At 46.8% G+C, this 20,843-nt stretch carries 16 protein-coding genes and 1 pseudogene; 10 read left to right on the top strand and 7 right to left on the bottom strand.

From position 1 onward, the window contains the following. Positions 1-43: 43 nt before the first annotated feature. The 6 genes from EOE67_RS11890 to ppsA form a co-directional block, all read right to left on the bottom strand. The gene (locus EOE67_RS11890; RefSeq protein WP_127699302.1) at positions 44-1,177 is read right to left on the bottom strand and encodes an alpha/beta hydrolase; all 1,134 of its coding nucleotides are present in this window, start codon (positions 1,175-1,177) and stop codon (positions 44-46) included. A gap of 254 nt (positions 1,178-1,431) precedes the next feature. Continuing rightward, positions 1,432-2,655 carry a hypothetical protein gene (locus EOE67_RS11885; RefSeq protein ID WP_127699301.1) on the bottom strand — a complete coding sequence of 408 codons (1,224 nt, stop codon included), beginning with the start codon at positions 2,653-2,655 and terminating at the stop codon, positions 1,432-1,434. A 116-nt stretch (positions 2,656-2,771) separates the two neighbouring features. After that, entirely contained in the window at positions 2,772-3,152 is a 381-nt protein-coding gene (locus EOE67_RS11880) for a hypothetical protein (protein WP_127699300.1), read from the bottom strand. Between the two features lie 534 nt (positions 3,153-3,686). Beyond that, positions 3,687-4,676, bottom strand: a complete 990-nt coding sequence (locus EOE67_RS11875; RefSeq protein ID WP_127699299.1) for an ADP-ribosylglycohydrolase family protein — start codon at positions 4,674-4,676, stop codon at positions 3,687-3,689. Positions 4,677-4,754: 78 nt separating this feature from the next. Continuing rightward, complete coding sequence (rfbD, locus tag EOE67_RS11870; protein ID WP_127699298.1) at positions 4,755-5,738, bottom strand: dTDP-4-dehydrorhamnose reductase; 984 nt, start codon at positions 5,736-5,738, stop codon at positions 4,755-4,757. Between the two features lie 84 nt (positions 5,739-5,822). After that, the gene (gene ppsA / locus EOE67_RS11865) at positions 5,823-8,198 is read right to left on the bottom strand and encodes a phosphoenolpyruvate synthase (RefSeq protein WP_127699297.1); all 2,376 of its coding nucleotides are present in this window, start codon (positions 8,196-8,198) and stop codon (positions 5,823-5,825) included. A 139-nt stretch (positions 8,199-8,337) separates the two neighbouring features. Between ppsA and ppsR the strand changes: the two genes are divergently transcribed. The 6 genes from ppsR to EOE67_RS11835 all read left to right on the top strand — a co-directional run bounded on the left by ppsR (position 8,338) and on the right by EOE67_RS11835 (position 15,020). After that, positions 8,338-9,147, top strand: a complete 810-nt coding sequence (gene ppsR / locus EOE67_RS11860; RefSeq protein WP_127699296.1) for a posphoenolpyruvate synthetase regulatory kinase/phosphorylase PpsR — start codon at positions 8,338-8,340, stop codon at positions 9,145-9,147. 70 nt (positions 9,148-9,217) lie between these two features. After that, a complete protein-coding gene (locus tag EOE67_RS11855) occupies positions 9,218-10,180 on the top strand; it encodes an HAD family hydrolase (protein ID WP_127699295.1) in 963 nt (320 codons plus the stop codon). Beyond that, positions 10,177-11,502, top strand: a complete 1,326-nt coding sequence (locus EOE67_RS11850; protein WP_127699294.1) for a M24 family metallopeptidase — start codon at positions 10,177-10,179, stop codon at positions 11,500-11,502. The genes EOE67_RS11855 and EOE67_RS11850 overlap by 4 nt, the downstream gene beginning before the upstream one ends. 42 nt (positions 11,503-11,544) lie before the next feature. Continuing rightward, positions 11,545-12,966, top strand: a complete 1,422-nt coding sequence (locus EOE67_RS11845; protein WP_127699293.1) for a DASH family cryptochrome — start codon at positions 11,545-11,547, stop codon at positions 12,964-12,966. Between the two features lie 394 nt (positions 12,967-13,360). Beyond that, positions 13,361-14,482 carry a PepSY-associated TM helix domain-containing protein gene (locus tag EOE67_RS11840; RefSeq protein ID WP_240652798.1) on the top strand — a complete coding sequence of 374 codons (1,122 nt, stop codon included), beginning with the start codon at positions 13,361-13,363 and terminating at the stop codon, positions 14,480-14,482. A 73-nt stretch (positions 14,483-14,555) separates the two neighbouring features. After that, positions 14,556-15,020, top strand: a complete 465-nt coding sequence (locus tag EOE67_RS11835; RefSeq protein WP_127699291.1) for a hypothetical protein — start codon at positions 14,556-14,558, stop codon at positions 15,018-15,020. Between the two features lie 218 nt (positions 15,021-15,238). Here the strand turns inward: EOE67_RS11835 and EOE67_RS11830 are convergent, their stop codons facing one another. Then, positions 15,239-17,365, bottom strand: coding sequence for a TonB-dependent siderophore receptor (locus tag EOE67_RS11830; RefSeq protein ID WP_127699290.1), 2,127 nt, complete (start codon positions 17,363-17,365; stop codon positions 15,239-15,241). A 218-nt stretch (positions 17,366-17,583) separates the two neighbouring features. Here EOE67_RS11830 and EOE67_RS11825 point away from each other — a divergent pair, with 218 nt between their 5' ends. From EOE67_RS11825 to EOE67_RS11810, 4 genes and pseudogenes are all read left to right on the top strand, one after another. Beyond that, positions 17,584-18,525 (top strand): pirin family protein, encoded by a 942-nt coding sequence (locus EOE67_RS11825; RefSeq protein WP_127699289.1) that lies wholly within the window; start codon positions 17,584-17,586, stop codon positions 18,523-18,525. 47 nt (positions 18,526-18,572) lie between these two features. Then, a complete protein-coding gene (locus EOE67_RS11820; RefSeq protein ID WP_127699288.1) occupies positions 18,573-19,004 on the top strand; it encodes an OsmC family protein in 432 nt (143 codons plus the stop codon). Positions 19,005-19,136: 132 nt separating this feature from the next. Continuing rightward, positions 19,137-20,108: a transposase gene (locus EOE67_RS11815; RefSeq protein WP_164852307.1), complete on the top strand. Its 972-nt coding sequence runs from the start codon at positions 19,137-19,139 to the stop codon at positions 20,106-20,108. Positions 20,109-20,490: 382 nt separating this feature from the next. Then, positions 20,491-20,843, top strand: a pseudogene (locus EOE67_RS11810) (IS21 family transposase); the annotation flags it as partial.

The raw sequence follows: 20,843 nt of genomic DNA, 5'->3' as shown, positions 1-20,843 counted from the left end.
CTGTATGCTGGCGTTTATTAGCGCATCTGGGCTCGAATAAATACTAAGTAAACAAAGCCTCAAGCTGTGCTTTTTGTTCAGGACTAAGCTCATTTAGTATCTGCAATGCGTCTTTAAGTGCTGCTTTGGCATCTTCTGCCATTTTGAAATGTAAATAAGCCTTGATTAAGGCTGTATGCGCATTCAACGATTGAGGATAATTTGCTCGATTCCACTTCAGCAATGCCAATGCATCATCTTGCCGATTTAAATATTGTAACCACCCCGCGTAACCGTTGGCTTTATCTTCCGGGATCATGATGTCTGTTTTGAGAAGTTTCGAGCGACTGGCAAATTTTGTCTGCAAATCAGCCAAAGCTTTAGGCTCATCTTCTTGAATAGGCCATTCGGCAAACAAATACTTTAATCCGGCATACTGCCCTTGTAATACGGTCGTATTGTGAGTTTCATTGCTAAAAGTCTGGGACGCGACTACCAACTTGTCAGATGGGTAACGAGCAAGCAAATCAACAAATCGTTGATACGACTCTGTCATGGTCGATTCTTCATTGGCCATCGATACATAAAAACGCCCTTGTAAGCGATGACTTTTTAAAGCGATCTCAGATAACCCAAGCAGTTGGTCTTTATTCCAATATAAAGACGGGCTGATGGCGATAACACCATGAAACAAGCCTGGTCGTTTTACCAATGCATTGATTGCAAACTGACCACCATGCGACGTACCAGACAGAACTTGATAGTCCAGAGTGCGGTACTGTTGTTTCACAAAAGGAATCACTTCGTTTTCGACAAAGGCTAAAAATCTGTCTGCATTTTCCAATTGATTGGGGTTTTGCTTGTCTGAAGGGGTTATAGTCAGGTCTCTGGCACGTGTTTCTGGCGGATTGACAATACCGACCACAATCATCGGCGGCATCTGCTCGAATTTTGCCAGATAATCTACCGTACCAGCCGTATGTGGGCCCTGAATGTCGCCATCGGTCAGGTATAACACCGGATAACGATGCTGACTATTTTGATAGTCCGCTGGCAGGTAAATCACTAAATCGCGCTTTTCGCCAAGTAAAGCACTATCAATCACCTGCTCTTTTACTGCAGGGAGATTCGCTGTAGCCCAACTACTCCAGTGGCTTCCTAGTATGAGCAGCAGTAGTCCATATATTATTGTTTTCATTTTTATTCCCTTTATTTTAATCGTCTACCCGAGATTTGAATGTGGCGATTTTTGCGCTAACGCTGCGTTAAAGGGCCGAAAAAGCGAAGCTTTGGAGGTTCCAAGGAGCGTAGCGACTGTTTTTGAACGCCTTGTTAGCTGTTCACCATTAACTCACGAATGAATCCATTAAGTAAATATGGCTTCGCAAAGTAGCACTCCAATATCGTGCTCAATAATAATGTATTATCTTCTGCAACAAGAGGTATTCTAGATTAATCAATTTTGAATGTTTTTATTCTTTTCCTCGCGCTTCCCTTTTGTGAAAAATCTTTCTGCCTTTTATCAAACTCGTCGTAAGAATAAAATATATATTCATGATCAATGTGTGAAATAAATATTCCACTATCACTCGTGTAATACTCGACATGAATTAGTTGAGTTACAACGCAGTCATCCAGCACCTCGTAATCATCGATTATCTCTTCTAAATAAATATTGGACTTATCGATAAAATACCAAGATCTATCGTTATTTTCTATAAAGAAACCAGCTGAAATATATAATGGAAAGACACCCTTCTCCTCTGGTTTTTTTATTACGTGCCTTGTTACAGAGTTATCCCTCATGTCATTACGGAAACTTTCTAGGTTGACAGGTTCTTCCGGCCTTTCATTTCCAAGAAGAATAAAGATTTGCTCACTTGTTTCAAAAAACACTTCAGATTCCACAAGAAATGAAATCTGTTTAATCTCCGACGAGTCCATTAGTGCTCTAAAAACACTCAACAAACGTTCTGGAATGTCTAGTAAGAACTGAACATTGTTTTCTTTATCAAAGATTCTGGATGGAAACCCAATGACTAACTGCTCATAATCATCAATTGACAACAAATCATATTTGTGGAACTGGCGATCTTCAGAAATTATATTTATATCAAGAGATGCATAATATTTATAAAGTTTATTGTCATGCTTGTTTGTTTTTGTATACTTTCTTTCCACCGCCTTATCGCATTTAAATTTTTCATAAAGAATATCTAACGCACTAAAATAGAAATAATTTTCGGCGGTAAGCGTGTCAGGGTTATCCTTTATGCTTTCAATTTCACTAAGAACCTCGTCAAATATTGAAAAGGCATCTTTTCTTAATGATTTTATAGATAACATTGAGAGTTCTTTTTCTTTATGCTCAATCTGATATTCGTAATATTTACCAGGTTGCTTTTCTAGCTTTTGATATAGGACGCTCAGTTCATTATTTATTGATTCTTTTTTAACGAACAGCAGTAATCTCTGGTTATCTTCATTTTCCAAGAAATTTTTAAAAAAAGGTAACACTTTCCTTATTAAAACCTCATTGTTTTCAACGAACTTTTGACATAGGATTGTAACCCCACCGATATCAAAAAAATCGCCTTCAAATATTCTCTTTAAAGACTCATTCTCCAAATCATTTAAGTAGATGAAAAAATCGATTAGAAATTTTGGTAACTGCATATTTCAATGTCAATCTCGATAAAAATTAAGCTAACGACCCGCACACGGGCGCGCGTTAGCGCGTCCGAGTGGCGTAGCCACGTTGTGCTGCGGATTGTTAGGTTTAACTTTAATCACTAAAGCCAATCTCTGCAGCTTTCTGGGTTTGAATCTTTATCATAGCCCCAATTTTTTATGATGTTAGTTTTCGAATCTACTACATAATAAATTTTACATTTACCTACCCATTCTTTGATACTGTGAGTAGGTAAAACTTCACTTAAAAACCAATGCTGAATGATGTCACCATTTCCATTTATTGTGATGTGCGTGAAACCTTCACCTGAGACTAAATAATCTGCTCTTATAAGATCACCAGAATTGCCATAGCGAGTAGGATCTAAAATTGTAGCTTTTGTGCCAACTTCACCATCCAATCTTTTAGCAAATGGTACGTTACCAATAGCACAACTACACATGAGTAATACTGTAAAAAATAAGGTGAGTTTTTGCTTCATCCTTTAGTCCTTGCTAAATAGTAGTTACTCTAAAAAACCTAACAACTTAATAAAATGGACAAAACCCGCAAGACGCAAATTCTGTTGCATTCTTTCATGAATTTCACCTGTGAGAAGTTAACCTTTAATCCCCATTAAATCAACAATTTCAGTGCAGCCCAAGAAATCTGTATCAGCTCAACAACGGCGGAAAGCCCGCGAGACGGTGTTGAAAAAACTCAGTAAAACTAATGTGTTTACGAACAGGATTAATTTGTCTGATTTGGAATTATTGCACTCGAAATTGCTACCCTATTTCTGCAGGAACAATGCTTCGGCTTTAACTGGCAAAAAATGGGCTATTTGCGGAAATTGTAAAGTGGCGCTATACAAGCGAATTCAACAGCAGATTCGGGACAAAACGGCTGGCACAACAATAAAAGTCCAGAACAATCAAGATCACAAAATACAATAAATTAAACAAGGCAGTTAGCTCATGGACAAGCCGCGCCAAATCAACAACATCTCAACACTAAATCACTACAGCATTCCTAACTAAACCAATTCCGCAGGGGTCATTTCCACTAACTTTTTCGCAAGCTCTGCGGCATCGGTTGGCCAGACGGCTTCGGGTCTTGGTTGGTCGACGCCGGTGACGCCTTCTTGCGGTTTGCAGTGTTGCATAACATCAACCCAGTCTTGACGCACCGATGACAGGCCGTGGATAGCCCCCACCACGGCAGCGGCGATGGCGGCGTAACTGCCGGTATCACCGCCCTGTTTGATACTTTCGCTGATGGCGTCGCCGACTGATTTTGCGTACAACATTTGCCAGATGGCATTGTGAAAAGCACATAACACCGGTTGTGCCGGATCCTGGTAGTTGGCAGGTGGCATAAATAACGCCTGATCAATCAGCTGTTTCAGCACTGAATCAACTTTTAAGTCACGCGCCCATTGTTGTAAATCCTGATATAAATCATCAGCTGACGTCCCTTCGTCAATCGCTTTGGCCAATAACATCGCATACAAACCACTGGCTTGCTGGCATAACAACGCAGGCTGGGTTAAGGCGGTATCCTCCATTGCCCAGGCAGCAATTTGTGGCAACGAAAAATGCACACCCAGCACAGAAATCGGCAGTAAGCGGGAAAGGGCCGCCAAGCTGCAATCGTGTTCACTGGGGTGATGGGTTAATGCGCGCTGTAGTGCAGGCGCAATGGCAAATGGATCGGTTTGTAACCAGTATTGATAAGCCTGCCAGGCGGTATCTTCGCGGTAACAACCATAAAACAACAACATCCTGGTCTGTAATATCACCAGCTCGCCATCTTCGGTCGGCTGACCGGCCAGCGAATGCCAGGGGCCGTTATCCTGCATCGTCAACAACGTCTGCGGATCCCGATGTGACAGCTCCGCTAGTGGTAAAAACTCCACCTGCACACCCAGCGCGTCGGCCGCCAGAAAACTTAACATGGCCGCTTGTGCCCGTGCAACTTTTGCCGCTATGGCCGCCTGATCAGGTGCAGTGTTGACAATCTCCATCAGGTTCTCCTTTTTTGTCGGGCGGTTGCAACGGGCAGTTGCGAAGGACGGTTGCACTCAGCTTACTTAAGAGATTGATTATTTTCCAGTTTTAGCTGAGTTTTTTAGCGTATCCAGGCATAGATCCAGCTGATGTTGCCAGTCAGTCAGCTGCAGGTTAAAAGTTGCCTGTACTTTGCTGGTGCTTAGTCTGGAATTCTTTGGTCTTGCTGCTGGCCGAGCGAGTTCATCACTCTTGATCGCGGCAAGAACCGGTAATTCATCCAATAGACCTTTTGTGTTGGCTCCGGCAAAAATTGTGGTCGCGAATTCCAGCCAACTGCAGTGTCCGGTAGCACAAACATGGTAAATGCCACTCAGCGCTGTGGCATGCTGTTGTTGCCTGGTCCGTAGCTGCGTGCTCAGGAGCTGTGTCAGCATTGCGCTGACGACAGCCGATAGTTCCGGCGCATAGGTCGGCGCACCGATTTGATCCGACACTATGCTTAAACTGGTGGGTGTTTGCTGCGCTAACCGCAACATGGTGAGCAGAAAATTTTGCCCCTGGCTGTCATACAACCAACTGGTGCGGATTAATAAATGCTGACAACCGGAATTGATAATAGCCAGCTCGCCGGCTCTTTTAGTGCGCCCATATTGCTGCAAGGGACGGCATTCATCGGTTTCTAGCCAAGGTGTATCACCGGATCCGTCAAACACATAATCAGTCGAAAAATGCACCAGCCAGATCTGTTGTTGTGCGGCATATTCCGCCAGCTGTTGCACAACATGCTGGTTCAGCTGCGTAGCAAGCCCGATGGACGTTTCAGCGATATCAACCTGGGTCATGGCTGCTGCGTTGACGAGCAAATCACAACGATTTTGCTGTAACCATTGCCGCACTGCCGCCGGATTTGATAAATCAAGCTGCTGCCGCGTTGGCGCTAAAACGTCGCCAAGTGGCGCCAGATCCCGCTGTAATGCCCGACCTAACTGACCGCCGCCGCCAAATAATCCGATAATCACCATAAAACCTTGTTCGCTGAGTTGTAGTGAAAGCAAAGTGCTCTGTGGCAACACCACCAGCCGCCGAGTGTGCCTTTTACAGACAAAAAAGCCAACCCTGCAAGAGTTGGCTTTTTGGTTTTCAGAGGTTAAGAACGAAAATTAACCGCCGTATTTTTTCGCCAGATACAACCAGGTTTCCAGCACGGTATCCGGGTTTAACGACACTGAATCAATGCCTTGCTCCATCAGCCAGGCGGCGAAATCTTCGTGATCGGATGGGCCCTGGCCACAGATCCCAACATATTTGCCTTTGGCTTTGGCGGTGGAAATCGCCATCGATAACAGCTTTTTGATTGCTGGATTACGCTCGTCAAACAAGTGCGCGATTAAGCCTGAGTCACGGTCTAAACCCAGCGTTAATTGGGTTAAATCGTTAGAGCCAATTGAGAAACCATCGAAATATTCGAGGAATTCTTCGGCCAATAAACAGTTACTTGGCAATTCGCACATCATAATGACTTTCAGGCCATTTTCGCCGCGTTTTAAGCCTTGTTCTGCCAACAACTCAATCACCGATGCCGCTTCTTCTAAAGTGCGCACAAAGGGGATCATAATTTCGACATTGGTAAAGCCCATGTCATTACGGACCCGTTTTAACGCCTCACATTCCATGGCGAAACAGTCGCGGAAATCTTCGGAAATATACCGCGACGCACCACGGAAACCGATCATTGGGTTTTCTTCGTGTGGCTCGTATTGCTGACCACCGATTAAGTTAGCGTATTCGTTCGATTTAAAATCGGACATCCGCACTATCACCCGCTCTGGTGAAAAGGCTGCTGCCAATGTCGAAATACCTTCGGTCAGCTTGCCGACATAATATTCCCTCGGCGACGCATAACCGGCCATCATCTCATCGATCACGGCTTTAATATCAGACGGTTGTACGTCGTAATTCAGCAAAGCTTTCGGGTGCACACCAATACCGCGGTTGATGATAAATTCCAGACGCGCCAGACCAATACCGGCATGTGGCAACTTGGCGAAGCTAAAAGCGCGCTCCGGGTTACCGACGTTCATCATGATTTTCATTTTCAGCGGTGGCATTTGGTCCACGCGCGATGTCACCACGTTAAATGGCAAAATACCGTCGTAGACAAAACCCGTGTCGCCTTCAGCACAAGAAACCGTCACTTGTTGACCGGTTTTCACCGTACTGGTCGCGTTACCACAACCCACTACTGCCGGAATACCCAGTTCACGCGCAATAATAGCCGCATGACAAGTACGACCACCGCGGTTGGTGACAATGGCTGAAGCGCGTTTCATGATCGGTTCCCAGTCCGGATCGGTCATGTCGGTGATGAGGACATCACCTGGTAAAATCTGGTCCATATCGGCGATGCTGGACAGCACTTTAGCGGTGCCAGAACCTATTTTATGACCAATGGCGCGGCCTTCAACCACAATTGGCGCTGTACCTTCAAGCTGATAGCGTTCCATCAGATTGCTGTCTTCGCGAGAACGCACGGTTTCCGGGCGGGCTTGGACGATATACAGCTTGCCGTCGATACCATCTTTCGCCCATTCGATATCCATGGCGCGGCCATAGTGTTTTTCGATGGTGATGGCCTGACGCGCCAGTTCTTCCACTTCCGCATCGGTCAGCGAGAACTGACGGCTTTTGGCTTGTGGAATATCTTCAATTTTGACTTGTTTGCCGTGACCTTGCTCAGAGGAGTACACCATTTGTACCAACTTCGAGCCTAAAGTGCGGCGCACCACGGCCGGACGACCTGCAGTGACTGTTGGTTTGTGCACATAAAATTCGTCAGGGTTGACTGCGCCCTGCACCACCATTTCGCCTAAACCGTAAGACGAAGTGACAAACACCACATCTTCAAAACCGGATTCAGTGTCGATGGAGAACATCACGCCGGAAGATGCGCAATCTGAACGCACCATCCGCTGGATACCGGCAGATAATGCCACACCGCGGTGGTCATAACCCTGATGTACCCGGTAAGAAATGGCGCGGTCATTAAATAAAGAGGCAAATACGTGTTTGATGGCTTCAATAACAGCGTCATAACCACGGACGTTTAAGAAAGTTTCCTGCTGACCGGCAAAAGATGCGTCTGGCATATCTTCTGCGGTGGCGGAGGAACGTACGGCAAATGAAGCATCGTTTTCGAAGCCGGCACAAAGCTCAGCATAAGAGGTACGAATGGCTTGTTCGAATTCTGGTTGGAACGGCGTTTCAATCACCCATTGCCGGATTTGTGCGCCGGCTTTGGCAAGTTCAGTTACATTGTCTACATCAGTTTTGTCGAGCAGTTGATAAATCCGCTCGTTGACGCCGCTCTGCTCCAGAAACTGATTAAAAGCTTCGGCAGTAGTGGCGAATCCGCCTGGTACTTGTACCCCGGCGTTTGCCAGGTTACTGATCATCTCACCCAATGAGGCATTCTTGCCGCCGACCCGAGGAACATCGTGCATGCCCAAGTCCTGATACCAAACAACGAATTCTTGCACAGTATGTCTCCAATTTTTGTTGCAGGTTAGGTAAGCTTACGAAGCGCGCGACATAAGCGCAAAGATTTTACACTGCCAGACGGCTTAAATAAAACCTTAATTTATAATGTAATTTTATAACGACAACTAAGGATCAATGATGCGTACAGCCTTTTATATCTCTGATGGCACCGGCATTACGTCAGAAGTGTTTGGACACGCCTTACTCTCTCTATTTGAAGCAGAATTTGACCATGTCACCATCCCGTTTGTTGAAACTTCTGACAAAGCCTTACATACCAAACAACGAATTAACGATCGTTATAAAACTACCGGAGTGCGGCCTTTGGTGTTTTTGACCTTTGTCGATGAAGGTCTTAGAGCCATCATCAATAGCTCCGACGGCGTTTGTTACGACTTTTTAAATGCCTTTGTCGAACCGATGCAAAAAGAGCTCGGCATTCAGGCGATGCCAAAAACGCACCGCACGCACAGCATTCACGAAAAAACCTATGATTTTCGGATAGATGCGGTGAACTATGCTTTGGCCAATGACGATGGTTCAAACCTTAAAGACTACGCAAAGGCGGATATTATTCTGGTTGGCGTTAGTCGCTCCGGCAAAACCCCGACCAGCCTTTATTTAGCTTTGCAATATGGCATTAAAGCTGCCAATTATCCTTTTGTCGAAGAAGACATGGACAGCCTGAAGCTGCCGGATGTGCTCAAAGCCAATAAAACCAAATTATTTGGCCTGACCATCACCCCACAACGGTTGTCGCAAATCCGCGAACAACGCCGGCCTAATAGCCGCTACGCTTCGCTCCGGCAATGCAAACTGGAACTGGATGAAGTGGAAAATCTGTATAAAAAAGAGCGGATCCCGTTCCTAAATTCGACTACCTTGTCGATTGAAGAAATTTCGGCCAAAATCATGGCAGAAACCGGCTTAAAGCGGCAGAAGTATTAAGTCACTGCCGCAGATGCGATGGACAATGTTGTACGGATAGAACCTTAACTTTAAGCAAAGGAAGGCACAGATGCATGGCATTGATCCATTACCATCCTGGCACGAGGGTGCCAATAAACAGGCGATCCTCGACTTTATTCATCGAACCACCGATCACAAGTCGCCGTATTTTGTGCAACACGCTGCCCGGATTGCGGTATTTGATAATGACGGCACTTTGTGGCTCGAAAAACCGAAAGTCACTGAGATTGTGTTTATCACCGATCTGCTCAAACACAATCCACAGCAGGCCGTGACTGACGGCAACAGCTTTTTTGGCGGGTTGTTTGGGGCTGCACTGGGCGGCGTCCTCAGCAAAGCACGACATTTTCTGGCAGTAAAAATTAAAGAAATGTTGTCAGATGGCCGCTGGCTGGTGCGCGAATTTATCGATGGTATCAGTACCGATGAATATAAACTTTGGGCGCAGTCGTGGCTGGCGCAGGCGCAACATCCACGCTTTCAGCGCCCTTATACCGAGCTGGTGTATCAGCCAATGCTGGAAGTGCTGAAGTTGTTTGCCGAGCATGGGTTTAAAAATTACATCGTCTCCGGCGGCAGTAACTATTTTGTCCGTGCCATGTGCGAACCTTGTTATCACATTCCGCCAGAGCAAGCGATTGGCAGCCAGTTGTTGACCCGTCTGACCGATCATGGCGGTCAGTTACAGGTGGAACTGCGCCCTATTCCGTGGTTTTTTGATAACGGCGCCGGCAAAGTGCTGGCCATTGAAAGCCGGATCGACCGCCATCCAATTGCCGCTTTTGGTAACAGCAGCGGCGATATCAAAATGTTACGCTGGGCCAGCAGCACCCCAGGCGCATTGTGCATGATGGTGCATCACACCGATGCTGAACGCGAATATCAATACAGCCCGGGTAGTAAGGTGCTGGACGCCGCGACCGAATATGGCTGGCCGCTGATCGATATGAAAAATGACTGGCGACTGGTGTTTCCAGAACCCCTTCCACCTTGCACAGAGATCGCCGAATGAAAGTGTTGTTGTTGATTAGCTTATTATATTTGCCAGGTTTTGCCGCTGGCGCTGCGGCTGTTCTGAGTGAACAAAATCAAGCGCAATTACAGGATCAAATTCTCAGCCAGCGTTTTAGTCAGTTATTACAACCTTTGATGCAGCGCGAGAATATCGATTTATGGCTGCTGATTTCGCGCGAATATAACGAAGATCCGGTGTTAAAAACCATGTTACCCGCCACCTGGTTATCCGCCAGGCGTCGTACCATGCTGGTAATTTATAACCCCGGACTGGGGAAACCGCTGCAATTGCATGCAGTCGCGCGCTATGACGTTGGCGAATTATTTAAAAAAACCTGGAATGTCGAGCAGCAATCTGATCAATGGCAGGCGTTGCGTGACCTTATTCAAAGTAAAAAGCCGCGGAACATTGGCATCAATCAGTCGGAATTTTTTGGTCATGCCGATGGCATGGTTGCAACTGAACTTGCCACTCTAAAACAACAGCTTGGCGTTGATTTGAGCAAAAAATTAGTCAGTGCAGAAAAACTGGCCGTGGGTTGGCTGGAAACCCGTTCCAAACTTGAACTACAGCAATACCCAAATCTAACCCAAATTGGCCACATGCTTATCAAACGCGCTTTTTCTAATGAAGTGGTGACGCCTGGTAAAACCACCACCGAAGATGTGGTGTGGTGGTTACGTCAACAAAGCACCGAACTTGGGTTGCCGGTTTGGTTCCATCCTACAGTCTCATTGCAACGCGCAAGTTCTGATAAATTTGATCAGATTACGGCCTTTAGCGCAGCCAAAACCGACAATGTCATTTTGCCCGGCGACTTATTGCATGTTGATTTTGGTCTGACTTATTTAAGACTGAACTCGGATCAGCAGCAACATGCTTATGTGCTGCGTCCGGGGGAAACCAAAGCGCCGGATTATTTGCTACGAGCTTTGAAGAAAGGCAATCAACTGCAGGATATTTTAACTTCCAACTTTAAAACGGGTCGCAGCGGTAATGAATTGCTGAACATCAGCCTGCAACAAGCCAAAAAGCAGCAGCTGCAAGCGACTATTTACAGTCACCCGCTGGGCCATCATGGTCACGGCGCTGGCCCCACTATTGGGATGTGGGATGCACAGCAAGGGGTTGCCGGCAGTGGTGATTATCCATTGACTGCCAATACCGCTTATTCGATTGAGCTCAATGTTGCTGTTGATATCCCTGAATGGGGTAATAGCATTCGGGTGATGCTGGAAGAAGACGGCTATTTTGATGGCCAGAAATTCCAATATTTTAGTGGCCGCCAGACTGAACTGCATCTGATCCAAACGCCGTAGAAAGAGCGCCCGGTGATTTGCCGGGTGTTTTTGGACGCGGCCATGCAACAGATACCACAACAACAAAACGAGCAACAGACTCAGCCAAACCAGCCAACCACAGCGGTGTATTGGTTTCGCAATGACTTCAGGTTGGCCGATAACCCGGCGCTTAGCTTCGCCTGCCAGCAAAGTTTGCAGCACGGCAGCAGATTAGCGCTGGTGGTTTGCTTACCAGAAGACCAACAGACCCACTGGGGTTTTGCGCGGATTGGCCCACATCGAAAAGTGTATCTGGCGGACACTGTGCGCGCACTGGCGGCTCAGTGTGAGCTTCTGGGCAACAAGCTGCTGTTGATTGCCGGAGATCCGTCGACGGCGCTACCGGATTTAATGCACAAGCTTGGTGCCAGTACACTTTACTGTGAAGACATTGCCGCTCCAGAGGAAATTGATCAAATTGCGGTATTGCGGCAACAAGCTGTTTTGGTGAACGGATTTCAAATTTCCCCGCTCATTTTAACCAAGTGGCAATCAAGCTTAATAGAGCCCACAGCACTGCCTTTTGAAATGACCGAATTACCGCTGGTTTTTACGACATTTCGAAATCTGCTGGAAAAAGCGGCCTGCCGCCCGCAACCACCTTTGCCTAGAGTTTCACAATTGCCGGCGTGTCCGGAGCAAGCGACTGCCATAGAATGCATTGATCTACACAGCTGGGCTGGGATTGCCACAGCTGATACACGCAGCGCATTTCCTTACCAACAGCCTGTTGCCCGCGGCGGCGAAGTCGCAGCTTTGGCGCATTTACAAAGCTATTTCCGGTCGGACTTGCCCCGGCACTACAAAGAAACCCGCAACGGTCTGATTGGCTTTGATTATTCAACCAAATTTTCACCCTGGCTGGCCAGTGGCGCCATTTCTGCCCGGCAGATTTATCAGCAGCTGACTGCTCACGAAACCGAACATGGTCAAAACGACAGTACCTATTGGATTTGGTTCGAACTGCTATGGCGAGACTATTTCCGTTTTTTACATCTGCGTTTTGGCCGGAAGCTGTATTGGGCACACGGTTTAAAAACAGCAGAGCAACCAACCCCACAACGTTCGGCAACACCACCACGCAAAATCCCGCACCAGCCAGAATATTTTCGGCGCTGGTGCCAGGGTAATACAGGACAGCCATTGATTGATGCCGGTATGCTTGAACTAAAGGCGACCGGTTATTTATCAAACCGGATGCGGCAAATTGTGGCGAGTTATCTGGTGAACGATCTGCAATGCGACTGGCGCGCTGGTGCGGCTTGGTTTGAAGCGCAGTTGATTGACTATGACGTTTACAGCAATCAGGGCAACTGGCTCTATCTCGCCGGATTTGGCACCGATCCACGTTCAAACCGACGTTTTAATCTGGAGAAACAGATCCAGAGTTATGACCCTGAGCATGCGTATCAGAAGTTGTGGCGACGTGAATTGGGGGCATAGTGCTTCAAAGAACGAGTTTTATCTTATTTGCCGGCGTTTTGATCAACCAGACCAGCACAAATCAGGTTGAAATCTTAAAACAGGGCCTGAACATCGAATGTCCAAACTCTTATCTCACTGATCCATGGCTTGCAGGCAATTACTGATGACGAATGGCTAGTTTAACCGCCTCAAGTTGCCGCGATTGACCCGTGTGCCACAGAACTGGCCATCGCGCAACAAGGCACTGTGAATTTTGTCAGGACAGCCATCCATTGGTGGCTGTCCTGAAATTACGACGCCTTTAAGTAAGTGCTTTCAAAAATCGGTGTCAGCCACCCAAACTTATTGATAATCATTCCTCTTACCATTAAACTGGCGGCACTTTGTTCCGTTTTTAATGATGTAGATGGCAATGTTGAGTAATAAATCCTGGTTTAAGCTGCATGGTTGGTGTTCATTGCCGGTGTGGCTGATTTTTTGTTTTGTTTGCTTGACGGGTACTATTGCGGTACTGAGTCACGAACTGACCTGGCTGACCAACCCTGCTGCGCGCGCCAGCAATCCGCAGGATAAACCAGCGCTACCGATCAGCCAGTTAGTGGCGGCGGTGCAACAGAAATTCCCGACCGCTGATGTGAGCGGCGTCATGACCTTTGAACCGTATCTTGTCCACGCCATCACCTTTACTGATCACGACAAGCCCTACGCCATTGCTTATGTCAACCAATACAGCGGCGAGATTCAGGAAATTAATGAAGGTCTGACTTTTATTGGTTTCATGCGCAGTTTACACGGCTGGTTATTGTTCCCATGGCAACAAAGTTATAGCGTCGGTTATTACCTGGTGTCAGCAATGGCATTTGTAATGTTGGGTGCGCTGATTACCGGTCTGATGGTGTACAAAAAATTCTGGCGCTCGTTTACGCAGCCGAAGGTGCGACTCACCGCGAATAAAGCCACAGTGTTGGCCGATTTGCACCGTCTGGCCGGAGTCTGGTCAATTTGGTTTTTAATGCTGATGTCGGCTACTGGTTTTTGGTATTTAGCGCAGGCCATCATGTGGCACAACGAAATTGATATTGAGCCGCATGCGCCCATCGTGGCAATCAACGAAGTGCCGACCGATAGCCAAAGCCCGAAATTGTCATTAGCCGATGCGATGGATATCGCCACCAAGCGGTTCCCGCAGCTGCAACCTTCTTTCATCATGCTGCCCGAACATCAACGTGGCATGTATCAGATTTCCGGCGGTGGCGACCATATCTTTTATGACCAATATGCCTATGCGCTGAGTATAAATCCGTGGACAGGCATCATCGCCAGCGAAAAATCACCTGAATCCCTGACCGCAGTGCAAACCTTGATGCATATCGCTGATCCGCTGCACTACGGTACCTTAGGCGGTTTGTGGACCAAGTTTTTGTGGTTTTTCTTTGGCGTGATTTTAACCGGCATGTCGATCACCGGCTTTATGATGTGGGCAACCCGGCTGAAAAAGGCCATGCGTGAAGACGCGGCATCGGCTTTCGCATAATTGCTTGTCTCTGTGATCAGTTTTTGTTCGTGGCTGGAGCAGACTTTCGCTACTTTTCGAATTTAGGAATTTTATGACCAACAAACCTTCGTTCTGGCGCAAATATCGCTATCAACTCAGCGGCTCCGTCTTGGTGCTGCCGTTCTGGTTTTTATATCAGTCAATGACACCGGTTTTTCCACCGGCCTGGCCGGCGCAGCAGGTCGGCGATTTCGAAATTACCCCGATGCCGCTGGATTTAGAGCAACCTTATGTTCATCATGAGGCTTATGTAAAAGACTTTATGTTGATGTTTAACAAAGGGAAAATTGGCGATATTCGCCAGGGGTATGTCAATATCGGGCCAGCCCCATTGCCGCTTGGCATTTTACAACAAACCGAAGATGGCATACTGCACGGCAATCGCCACGGCCAACACGTGCATGCCATAGCACCAGCGACCTTTGCAGCAACCGATAAAATGTGGGTCACCATTGAAACCTGGCAAGGTCAGCAATTGACGGCAAGTTGGGAATTACCAGAGACTTTGTTGAAGTAATTTATTTTGCATGGCACATGTTCGATGGCGCTATGCGGCAATGATCTTTATTTAAATATTTGTCCGCCGTGTCGCGGGCATGAATCAAATCACAACCCGGCGCACTGCCGCTGACACGGTGAGTGGCGCCCTACTTTTTGAACTCTATATCAACAACAAGGCCAGCAACTGCTGGCCTTGTTGGTTTTCACTTTTACAAAGACATCCTTGCCTCATCATCAGAAGTTATAAGTCACACCTAAACTAACATTCCGTGGGCTGCCGTAGCCGTATTGCTCAAAGAAACCAATCTGACTGAAGTAGGTTTCATCAAACAGGTTGTCGACGTTCAGCTGCACAGAAAACTGTTCAGAAACATTGTAACGGGCCATCAAATTCACCAGGCTAAAGGCATCCTGAGTTAATTTTTTCGCACCGATACCACTGTACTGTGAACCTTCCCAGCTCACGCCACCGCCAATTTCCAGTCCCGGCACGAACTGCGCTATATCTAGCGTGGTAAAAATATTCAGCTTTTTGCGTGGGTGATCGGTATTCACTTCAGTGCCTTTGGCATCTTCAGCTTTAAACTGTGAATAACCAGCCGAAAGTTTCCAAATATCAGAGATTTGACCAATAACTTCCAGTTCAAACCCGGTACTTTCTACACCGTCAGCGGCGGCGTAAATCATCTCAATCGGTCTATCCGGGAACGGCACCAAGGTGTTTTGTGCCAGATTGTCCTGTTGTACCTGAAACACTGCGACTGACGTCTGCAGAGCGCCATTCAACAAAGCACTTTTCAAGCCTAATTCACGGTTGGTACCGGTGACCGGATCTATATATTTGCCGGTCACATCACGGGCGTTTTGTGGTTTAAAAATTTCAGTTTGACTGATGTACAAATTATGCGCTGGTGCGACTTGATACATCAAACCGGCATAAGGCACAAAAACACTATCGTCGCCGAAGTTTGCATCAACACCCCAACTGACGCCTTCGCGCTGCCAGCTCGACAAGCGGCCACCGGCAATCAGCTTTAAATCGTCGGTAAACGTCAGCCGGGTTGCTGCGTAAAAACCATCCTGTTCGGTTTCAACGTCTTCCTGACGGGCACCAGTTGCAGCAAAAGTTGGCTCCGGATAACTGCCATCCCATTGATAAAAGTTACCAACTCCGACATAAGCGGACGTTTGCTGATAAGTGTCGGTTTCTGCTTCTTGCTTGCTTTTAAGCGCGCCGACAACAAATTCATGACTGCGGCCAATCAGCTCAAAATCGCCTTTTAATTGTAGATCCAAGCTACTTTGCTTACTAAAACCACTGCTTTTATAGGGCCATGGTTCTAAACCGATGCCGGTTTGTTTATCCAGCATGCCATAGACATATAATAGCTTGGTGTCGGCGGTATTTTTGTTGTGGTTAAAGCTGATTTTGCCCTGCCAACCATTGCTGAAGTTATGTACCAGATTGGCAAAAGTATTGACGTTGGTCGATTGCCAGTAGGTCCAGTCGGCGGAAGAAGTGACTGACGCGTCCCAGTTGGTTTGAGTCCCATCGGTAAACCAGGCTGCTAAGCCGCCCCAGGTCGAGCCTTCAGGTTGGTTGTCCTGATAGCTGCTACCAAAACTGAACAGCGTGCTATCGGTCAGATCGGCATCAATCACGCCGTAAATCACCGTTTTATCTTCCGAAGCGATGCTCATAAAGCTATCACCGGCCTCTTTTTTCGCCACTAATCTTGCCCGCACTTTGCCGTCAACGGTCACCGCAGAAGAAACATCGGCAGTGATAAATTTGTTGTTCCAGCTGCCAATCCCTGCGTTTACATAACCGGTTAATTCGGTGGCGGTGGCATGTTTACGCACCAGGTTAATTGACGCCGATGGATCGCCAGCGCCGGTTAACAGGCCAGTCGCGCCCCGCACTACTTCAATTCGTTCGTAAATAGAAACATCAGTAATGGTCTCGCCGGAATCTCCAGCCAAAGACCAGGCCATTGGCACACCATCAATCTGATATTTATCAATATCAAAGCCACGGGCACTAAAAGTATTCCGAGTAGAGTCGACTTGTTTGGCCGACAAACCGACCGTCTGACCCACCACTTCGTTAATTGAACTAAAGGCCTGATCCGCAATTCGCTGAGCAGTAATGATACTGACCGACTGCGGTGTTTCCAGCAGACTTAAACCAAGACCGGTCGCGGTATCGATATTTTCATTAACAGTGTATTTCCCAACAACTTCAATTCGTTCCAGATCTTTTTCAGCAGTATTATCCTGCGCGCTCACACTTAAACTGAACAATGCCAGTTGGGTCGCAATCACTAACGGCAATTTGATAAAGTGGTTTTGGTTTGGCATATCAGTGTCTCCTCATATTTGCGCACATCATACCGAAGGAAACCCAACAAAGAAACGCCATTGACAATGATTCGCATTAATATTGCGATTAATTTCCGATCAAAATTGCTTGAAATACCAGCTCTTTACAGCGATGCTGCATCAATACGCAAAGCGCTTACATCTTGCTAGCTTCAATCTTGCGGCAATCTTGCTTCTTTTTAGCAAAAGGAACACCAATGACCAGCACCGACCTGTCGACCCCTGACCAACAGCAAGCTGATTTAGAACATGAATGCGATTTTTCCAATGGTTGCGACGCCATCAAACTCATCATCACACCACGCTCGACCGATTTAGGTGAGTTTTCAGTGCGCCGCACCCTGCCCAACCGCCAATGCAAAACGGTAGGCCCCTGGATTTTCTTTGACCATATGGGCCCGGCCGAATTTGCTGCGGGTTCAGGCATCAATGTCCGGCCACATCCGCATATTAATCTGGCGACTGTCACCTATTTGTTTGAAGGCGAAATTCTGCACCGCGATTCAGTGGGCAGCCTGCAAACCATCACGCCGGGTGATCTTAATCTGATGGTCGCCGGCAGCGGTATTGTCCACTCCGAACGCGAACGACCTGAAGTAACAGGACAGCCACATCGTTTGCATGGTTTGCAATTGTGGCTGGCTTTACCTGTTGAATTTGAAGAAATTGCCCCGGCTTTTTACCATTACCCAGCGGCCACTATTCCGGCAACTATTGTCAATGAGGTGCCGGTGCGGGTCCTGATTGGTAGTGCGTATGGCCTGTTGTCGCCCGTTAAAACTTATAGCGAAACTTTGTATCTGGAAGCCGAATTGCAACCTGGCCAGACGCTAGAGCTGCCAGATACCGAAGAACGGGCGCTATATCTGGCCAAGGGCACGCTGCAAATCAAAGATCAGCAGATTGAAGAATTTAATATGGTTATTTTTGCCGCTGCCGAAGGTGTCACTATTCAGGCGTTGAGTCACTGCCGGATTGCGTTAATTGGAGGAGCTGCGATTGGCCCTCGTTTTATCGACTGGAATTTTGTCTCGAGCCGTAAAGAGCGAATTACGCAGGCGAAACAGGATTGGCAAGACGGCAAGTTTCCGAAAGTGGTTGGTGATGAAGTGGAATTTATTCCACTGCCGAAAGTGTAAGCAAGCAAAAATACAACAAACACAAACTTAATCAAGACAGGTCTTTTATGACGATATATTTGCAAAAAAGTGATAGCGGCGCCTTTCGACAAACCATCCGTGTACATCAGGACAGCCATCAACACACCCTATTTGCCGATGTTGCTGCGGCATTAGGCGGTGACGATTCAGCCCCGGATCCACATGATATTTTTGACGCCTCCCTCGCCGCCTGCAAAGCCATCACGCTGCTGATGTACGCCAAACGTAAACAACTGCCGCTCGATTGGGTTGATGTCGAAATCAACCGCGACAACAGCCAGGAAGCTCAGGGGCTTTATCAGTTAAATGTTGTGTTGAAATTGGTTGGTAGCTTGTCCGATGGTGATCGGCAACAACTACTGGCGATTGCCGATAAGTGCCCTATTCATAAACTGATGACGGCGGCTACAGTGCAGGTAAATACACGGTTAGTGCAGAGCGGTAGCGAAGGTTTGTAAAACCTAGGACATCCATTTAATCCCTAAGACCTAGTAATAAAACCTAGGACATCCATCTAATCCCTGTTTCTGCAGTTGACATTAACTTTTTTGCAACTAAATTTAATGTCTACATTTTCCAGGGAGAAGATTATGCCAGTACCAAGGAAGGCGCTGGTGTCTGTTGATACGACACCAAGTTATCATGTGGTGAGTCGTTGTGTCCGGCGCACTTTTTTATGTGGAACCTTTGAAAACAAAGACTTCAGTCATCGTCGCGACTGGATTGAACACCGACTGAAAGAAATTGCAAAGGTATTTGCAATTGCAGTTACTTCCTACGCCATCATGCCGAACCATTACCATTTAGTCGTGAGAATTCAACGACAACAAGCCAAAATCTGGGATAGCCATGAAGTCATTCACCGTTGGAAAGCATTGTTTCATTTGCCGTTTTTGGTGGAACGATTCATCAACAAAGATTTGATGTCGGACGCTGAACTCGATTTTGTTCGTGCCAAAGTTGCATTATGGCGCGAGCGTTTATACGACCTGAGCTGGTTTATGCGCTGTTTAAATGAAAAAATTGCCCGAATGGCCAACGCTGAAGACGGTTGCACCGGCCATTTTTGGGAAAGCCGCTTCAAATCTCAGGCATTGCTCAAAGACGTCGCCGAAATTCAATTAATGATCTATGTCGATTTAAACCCTATCCGCGCCGGAATCGCTGATTCTTTGGAAACATCAGACTTCACCTCAATCCAGGCGAGATCAGATTGCAATTCCACATCGCCGATGAAAAAATTGTTATTACCTTTTGCAGGTGACTCACATCAAATCAATGACCCGAATCATATCTCTTACAATTTAATCGAATATATTCAACTGGTTGAATGGACCGGCAGGCAAATTAACCCCAACAAACGCGGATATATTAGCGAAGATATTCCACCGCTATTGGCGCGCTTACAAATGTCTCCCAGCATCTGGCTGCGCAACTGCAGTAAGCTCGAAAGAATTTACCACAGAGTCATTGGCCCGGCGGCTGACATCCAGCAGTTCTGCGACAAGCTAAAACAAAAATGGCTTCGAGGATTAACCCCGTGTCGCGAGGCATTTGGGTAAATATTCCGAAGGTAAAAATTCCAAAGCTGAACTAAAACATTGCTGATCCAAACTGAACGGTTGCGCCAACTGTTGGCATTTTTTTGTTAAAAACCTCCCCAAATGTTGACTATTAACACCAAAAACTTAATTTTTGCATGTTTCGGATGAATCCGAACACTCATTTCGGTCCAATCCGATCACCCATTTCGGTTTAATCCGATCGCCTATTTCGGTTTTATCCGATCACTTTTAGCCATTTTCCGAAATCGATGTTCGGAATGCCGGAATCACTGATCGGAATACCGAAATGCCGTTCTTTTTCTAACTAAATCAACTGGTAAGCTCGCCCTAACTTTAATGCATTTAGGAAAAGCTGACCATGGCTAGAAAGAGAACAGATATGAGCAAAATTAAAGACATTCTGAGACTTCGCTTTGATGCTGGCCTCAGCTTACGAGACATCAGTAAGTGCTGCTCTGTCGGGCCCGCCACTGTTAGCGAGATCTTGTCGCGCTTTTCGACCAGCGGTTTAAGCTGGCCATTGCCTGATGAAACCAGCGATACCGAGTTAGAAAAAGCTGTCTATAAAGGTAAAAACTCGTCCAGGCTCAAACGCCAGCCTGACATCGCTTTGATGCATCAGGAACTCAAACGTAAAGGGATGACCAAGCTGCTGTTATGGCAGGAATATCGAGATCTCGATACGGCCACGGCCTATGGCTACACACAGTTTTGTGAGCATTATCAAACGTG

The sequence above is a fragment of the Rheinheimera riviphila genome (assembly GCF_004005945.1).
Classification (GTDB): domain Bacteria; phylum Pseudomonadota; class Gammaproteobacteria; order Enterobacterales; family Alteromonadaceae; genus Pararheinheimera; species Pararheinheimera riviphila.
The sequence above is the reverse complement of the archived record's forward strand: the minus strand, read 5'-3'. Positions and strand labels throughout refer to the sequence as shown.

Excerpts from the sequence above, each read along its gene's own strand:
- ppsR (WP_127699296.1), top strand. The coding sequence starts at position 8,338 with ATGCGTACAGCCTTTTATATCTCTGATGGCACCGGCATTACGTCAGAA.
- EOE67_RS11820 (WP_127699288.1), top strand. The coding sequence starts at position 18,573 with ATGACGATATATTTGCAAAAAAGTGATAGCGGCGCCTTTCGACAAACC.
- EOE67_RS11880 (WP_127699300.1), bottom strand. The coding sequence starts at position 3,152 with ATGAAGCAAAAACTCACCTTATTTTTTACAGTATTACTCATGTGTAGT.
- EOE67_RS11855 (WP_127699295.1), top strand. The coding sequence starts at position 9,218 with ATGCATGGCATTGATCCATTACCATCCTGGCACGAGGGTGCCAATAAA.
- EOE67_RS11850 (WP_127699294.1), top strand. The coding sequence starts at position 10,177 with ATGAAAGTGTTGTTGTTGATTAGCTTATTATATTTGCCAGGTTTTGCC.
- EOE67_RS11875 (WP_127699299.1), bottom strand. The coding sequence starts at position 4,676 with ATGGAGATTGTCAACACTGCACCTGATCAGGCGGCCATAGCGGCAAAA.
- EOE67_RS11825 (WP_127699289.1), top strand. The coding sequence starts at position 17,584 with ATGACCAGCACCGACCTGTCGACCCCTGACCAACAGCAAGCTGATTTA.
- EOE67_RS11830 (WP_127699290.1), bottom strand. The coding sequence starts at position 17,365 with ATGCCAAACCAAAACCACTTTATCAAATTGCCGTTAGTGATTGCGACC.
- EOE67_RS11845 (WP_127699293.1), top strand. The coding sequence starts at position 11,545 with ATGCAACAGATACCACAACAACAAAACGAGCAACAGACTCAGCCAAAC.
- EOE67_RS11890 (WP_127699302.1), bottom strand. The coding sequence starts at position 1,177 with ATGAAAACAATAATATATGGACTACTGCTGCTCATACTAGGAAGCCAC.
- EOE67_RS11840 (WP_240652798.1), top strand. The coding sequence starts at position 13,361 with ATGTTGAGTAATAAATCCTGGTTTAAGCTGCATGGTTGGTGTTCATTG.
- EOE67_RS11835 (WP_127699291.1), top strand. The coding sequence starts at position 14,556 with ATGACCAACAAACCTTCGTTCTGGCGCAAATATCGCTATCAACTCAGC.
- EOE67_RS11815 (WP_164852307.1), top strand. The coding sequence starts at position 19,137 with ATGCCAGTACCAAGGAAGGCGCTGGTGTCTGTTGATACGACACCAAGT.
- EOE67_RS11885 (WP_127699301.1), bottom strand. The coding sequence starts at position 2,655 with ATGCAGTTACCAAAATTTCTAATCGATTTTTTCATCTACTTAAATGAT.